The following is a 4,720-nucleotide window of genomic DNA, read 5'->3' as shown; positions in this document are numbered from 1 at the left end:
GTTTGCCCAGGTTGATGTTGATACCGCCGACCGAGGCCGTCTGCTCGCTGCTCAGCGAACCGGTCAGTTTCGTCGGTAACCACCACAACACTGTTGTTCGAACGCAGGTCTATGCCACAGAATTTCATCACGACCTCCTCACAACAAAAAACTAAGTTCCCACCTTGAACTTTGCGTCACCTCCGTGAGGTGGGGAGGCCGGCCAGATGATTCTCAGATTCTTTTAATTACCAGTTCAACCAAGCAATAAATAAATCTGGCCCAAACCTGGCCCCTTAACGCTGCTTTGAGCTGACAAAAGACGCAATCGGAAATTGAGAAGTTTTTTTGCGGATCCTGAGACCTCGCCTATTCCTTTTGCACCATCAATCTGGACGGAGCAAGGTCAATAATTATGCCACCATTGATCCTTATTATTCCTTGTTGAAAATCTCATACACCCATTTGGCCAACACTTCCGGCGATGTTGTTTCTTTCCTTAGACATTCTTCGCCGCGATCCTTTGCCACAATGGCCAGCTTCCCAGATTCGGAAATTTCAATATATGGAGCACCAAACTCATCCACTTCAGTTCCCAAGGGAAATCCATCATATGGAATCCCCTGTTCACTTGCGTATTTGAAAAAATAATCGGCTAATTGTTCAAGTTTCACTGCTATCACCCCTAGCTTATTTTATTGGATTGATGAAGCCTTCCTTCAGCAATTCATCAATGCTCATAGGTAATTGATACTGAGTCCCCTTGCCTGGCTTTCCAAACCAAGGAGCTGCGCTTCCAGAGTTTACCTCTGGGATAGGCTTTATAACTTCATACTGTCGATATGGTGATTTCAGACTCGAGTCAGGTAAGGCACGCTGTTCAAACGGCACATCTTTCGGCGCCGCAAATTTACCTTGATCAGTAAAGTTACCTTTCCCTCACTCAATCCCAGTAGTAGCACGGTCTACCGCCCCGCCAGTTGCTTTTGCACCAACAGTATCACCCGACGCGAATTTCGTTGTCTACACGCGCAACGCCTGACGTGGCGCGGCCTGCGAGCCGGTCGGTTCAGCTAATGCGCTGTCGCGGCAAAACTCACCCCGCCACCGATTTTGGGCGTCACAGCCCCCTGGATGACCCAAACGATGTACCTGAATACGGATTTACAGGAGGGGATCGATCAGGGCGACATGCCTGTGCACAATGTCTTCCAGATCAGCCGCGTGCTGCTCTTGCTACAGATCTCCGATGCGCAGTCGTTGTATCAGACGGATCATGAGCGGCGAGGGCGACGACGGTAAATCGCAGGCAATAAAAACCCCAGCTCGTTGGCTGGGTTTCTTATTGGATGATTATTTATTTTTTTGAGCTATCATGAGTGCTCGATCAATCATATCGGAGGTAATGTAAGGCACAAATCCGAGCCTGTCGCCCTTCTCAAAATTCTTCTTGTATTCGTCTAAACGTCCAGTATCACCAGCTATTGCTAGAGCCGCCAAATGTCGTATAGGCATTGCACCTTTAACATCAGTTGGCAGCTTTCTATAAACCGTCAACCCCTCGTCAATACTCTGCGAGCGAGCCCAAGACATAGCCTTCTCAGACAACCTAATAACATCATCACTAGAAAAACCAGGTAATTTCTCCGGAGCTTCATTGCTAACTATAATCGGAGCATTACTACCGCCATCACCCAATATAAAAGAAACAGCCTCCGAAAATTCTTTTGACGAAATGGAGGACATAAGCGAAACCCGAAAATGGTCCGAGCGCTTACCCACAGATGGGATAACCTGAAGTTGAACCCCTCCGACATCGGTGACGCAAAAATAATCACCAACTTCATCCTTGCTACAAACCCACCCCTGCTCCTTCAAGATTGAAACAACATCTTTTTCTTTCATTACTTGGCACCAGGGAAATTCATAATCTCAATAGGAATGCCGTTAGGATACCCTTGCTCCTTTAACGCCCCCCCGGCTTCAGGCCAAAGCTTTCAGCCACTTTCCCCCTAGGAATTGAACTCCCATCTTTTATTTGAGGGAAAATCTCGGACTGACGAATACTTAGGTCCGCACTCCCTGTCTTAACCTCAATAATCCTAAGGGTTCCATATGGCGCTTCGGCCACAATGTCTGGCCTGCAACGACCAGTACCACAAGGCCAAATGATATTTCTTTTTCGCTGACTCTGAACCCTTGAGATGAAAGTTGATCCTTGATGTCATCCACCATGTTCAGGTGGTGATCATAGTGATCTTTGATAGTGACTTTGGGAGCCCCAGCGCCTTTTGCACCAACTCAATAGCTGGCTTTTCCTATACCGGCCCCCAATAACCATGAAATGGAGCTTGGGGGGAAACCAATCTCCATATATCACATGACCCAAAACATTTAAACCACTTCTCCTCGAAGGCTGGCCCCGCATAACTTTCCTGAGCAGGAACCTGCTCTACCATCCCAGCTTTAATCTGCTCAGTGATCCATACAAAAAACCGCTCATACTCCCCAGGAGATGAAAATCCCTCTACAACTTCCCAGTTACACTCACTCATTTTTTTATCCAAGCAGAGTCAATTTTAAAATCTTTCGGAAATAACACCTGATTGCCACCACCAACCAGCCCACCTTGAGGAGCGGCAACCCCTTCAAAATACTTAGTCCCTGTAGGAACTTCAATTTTTACCACTTTGGTTGCCGTATTTCCCCATTGAGGATTCAGAGCACTATCAACAATCGATTGAACAGGATCTGCTGGCCGTGTCGCTCTGTCCAATAACCACCTAGCTCCTGAGCAGTCCCACCATAAACTCGATACAAAGTGGTTGGCTGTTGAGTAACTACTTCAGAATACGTACCACTGCGGAATGTGTCCGCGATCCCTTTAGGTAATGGGCCTTGATTCATAGGCCCGTACTCAGCAATTACCTTACCTGTTGCTTTTGCACCAAAAGCAGCAACCAACGCTTTTTTAGCAGCAACAGCCGCTACACCACCCGCAACTACCAGAACCAGATTATCAGCAATAACCTTGGTTTGCTCATCCGACAGGCCCCATTTCTGCTGCACCGCCTGTGCAATTGCTCCTCCGGTATGGCCAGCAGTGAACGTAGCGAGCATCTCCTGAAATCCTAGATTGGACTCCCTAAGGACTTCCCATTCCTGCGTCGGACCGTCACCAAGCAGAGGATAAATGTCATCCAGATTGGCCATGGTGTTGGCAACTTCTCTGGAATAGTCCGCGCAACTGGCCTGACTCGCTGAACACGCAGCCGCTGCTTCCAAGTCCTGAGCAAAGTTCAACTCTTTATAGCGCGCTACAGTATCTGCCCGGCAGGCAGCATCTTTGCATTCGCGTAATTTCTTGGCTGCTTCCTCCAATTGATCATGATTCAGGAAGTTGTACTGCGTCCCGTTCTGCGTAACCCATGCTCCCGTTTGCAGCTTGTCAGTTTCGGCATCAGGGTCTTGAATAGCAGTCGCCAGCACTCCGATCAGTTGCGAGTTCATCAGCAACAGTCGATCCCTATTCTCCTTTGGCATCCCGGCATAGACCGAAGCCAAACCGTCGACTAGGGCTTCGTTGACCCCGGCCGCCAAGGCACCCGTTTTGAAATCACCGCCTGCAGCGAGCGAGGCCAAGCCCCCCATCACCGCGTGCAGGCCGATTTTGGCGAGGCCTCCGTTTGGCAAGCTGTTCTCTACGCTGATATCTCCCACCAAGTTGAAACCATAGGCAGCAAACGCATTCACCAGACTGCTTTGCAAGGCATCGCCAAGGCTGCCGTCGCGCCCCAGTGCTTTATTGAGCAACGCAGAGGTGCTGTTTTGCAGGGCCTGGTTCGCAGTGAACTGAGCGATACCTTCCAGGCTGCTCAACCCGCCGGAATTGGAAACTACGACCTTGCCTGTGTTAGCCAAAGCCCCGTTGGTGGAGTCAGTCAACGCGGCACTTGAATCGGTGCTGGTACTGGTCCAATCGTTGAACAGACCGGTGGTAAGACCCGCCACGGCCCCGGCAACGATGTAGTTTTTCATGCTGTCGGCGCTGAAGGTTTCTTTGACGGCCGCGCCAAGATTGCCTTTATTGTTGATGGTACTGACCGTGGCCGTACTGGCTGCGGAGGTGAGCATGGCGGTGAGGGCAGCGTTCGCCCAACCAGCGGCGACAGCTTGCGTCGCTGCGGTCGTAGCGGTCGCTGCGGTCGCTGCAGCACCGGCTGCTAATGCGCTGCCCGCCCCTGCGTTTGCGGCAGAAGCCACGAAAGTGGAGGCTGCACCGGCTGTGAAGTAGGTGACGATGATGATGATAATGATCATCGCCGGACCGCCCAGCCCGGAATGGCTTTCATCCCAGCTGTCATGCAGCTCTTTAACCCGGCGCCAATCCACATCACCCCGCGCTTCGGCGTCTTTGAGCCAGGCCATGCTCGGGTCAGCTTGCACCATGGCATCGATTGCCTGGCTCACGCTTTGTTGGTTGATGTCTTTGATATCGATGTGTAGCCCATCAACCGCTTTGATGAGCGTCTGGCCTTTAGCAATCAGCTGGCTTTGCCGTAGCGTTTCGTCAACCTGGCCTTTGTTTTCCATGCTGGTCCACGCCCAGCTATTGCTGCTCTTGTCGTGGCTCTCCTGATGCGAGTCCTTCACCGCTTCGAAAGTGATGCTGCCACCACTGTCCAGCGTGATGTCCTTGCCACTCTCCAGCTTCGCCACCTGATAGCGCTGATCGCCCTCG

General features: G+C 50.8%; 4 protein-coding genes. All 4 read right to left on the bottom strand.

What is annotated here, in order from left to right:
- Positions 1-413: 413 nt before the first annotated feature.
- The gene (locus QK293_RS27270; protein ID WP_282383411.1) at positions 414-653 is read right to left on the bottom strand and encodes a hypothetical protein; all 240 of its coding nucleotides are present in this window, start codon (positions 651-653) and stop codon (positions 414-416) included.
- A 679-nt stretch (positions 654-1,332) separates the two neighbouring features.
- The gene (locus QK293_RS27265) at positions 1,333-1,884 is read right to left on the bottom strand and encodes a hypothetical protein (RefSeq protein ID WP_282383409.1); all 552 of its coding nucleotides are present in this window, start codon (positions 1,882-1,884) and stop codon (positions 1,333-1,335) included.
- Between the two features lie 646 nt (positions 1,885-2,530).
- Positions 2,531-2,668: a hypothetical protein gene (locus tag QK293_RS27260; protein WP_282383406.1), complete on the bottom strand. Its 138-nt coding sequence runs from the start codon at positions 2,666-2,668 to the stop codon at positions 2,531-2,533.
- Positions 2,669-2,697: 29 nt separating this feature from the next.
- Positions 2,698-4,720, bottom strand: a 2,023-nt coding sequence (locus QK293_RS27255; RefSeq protein WP_282383403.1) for a DUF637 domain-containing protein, incomplete at its 5' end; no start/stop codon positions are given.

Origin of the sequence: Pseudomonas sp. AL03 (assembly GCF_029960815.1) — a bacterium.
In the GTDB taxonomy this organism is placed as follows: domain Bacteria; phylum Pseudomonadota; class Gammaproteobacteria; order Pseudomonadales; family Pseudomonadaceae; genus Aquipseudomonas.
Note: the sequence above shows the minus strand (reverse complement) of the source record. Positions and strands in the feature narration are given on the sequence as shown.

Bases quoted from the DNA above. Each gene is read 5' to 3' on its own strand.
- QK293_RS27265 (WP_282383409.1), bottom strand. From the start codon at position 1,884: ATGAAAGAAAAAGATGTTGTTTCAATCTTGAAGGAGCAGGGGTGGGTT.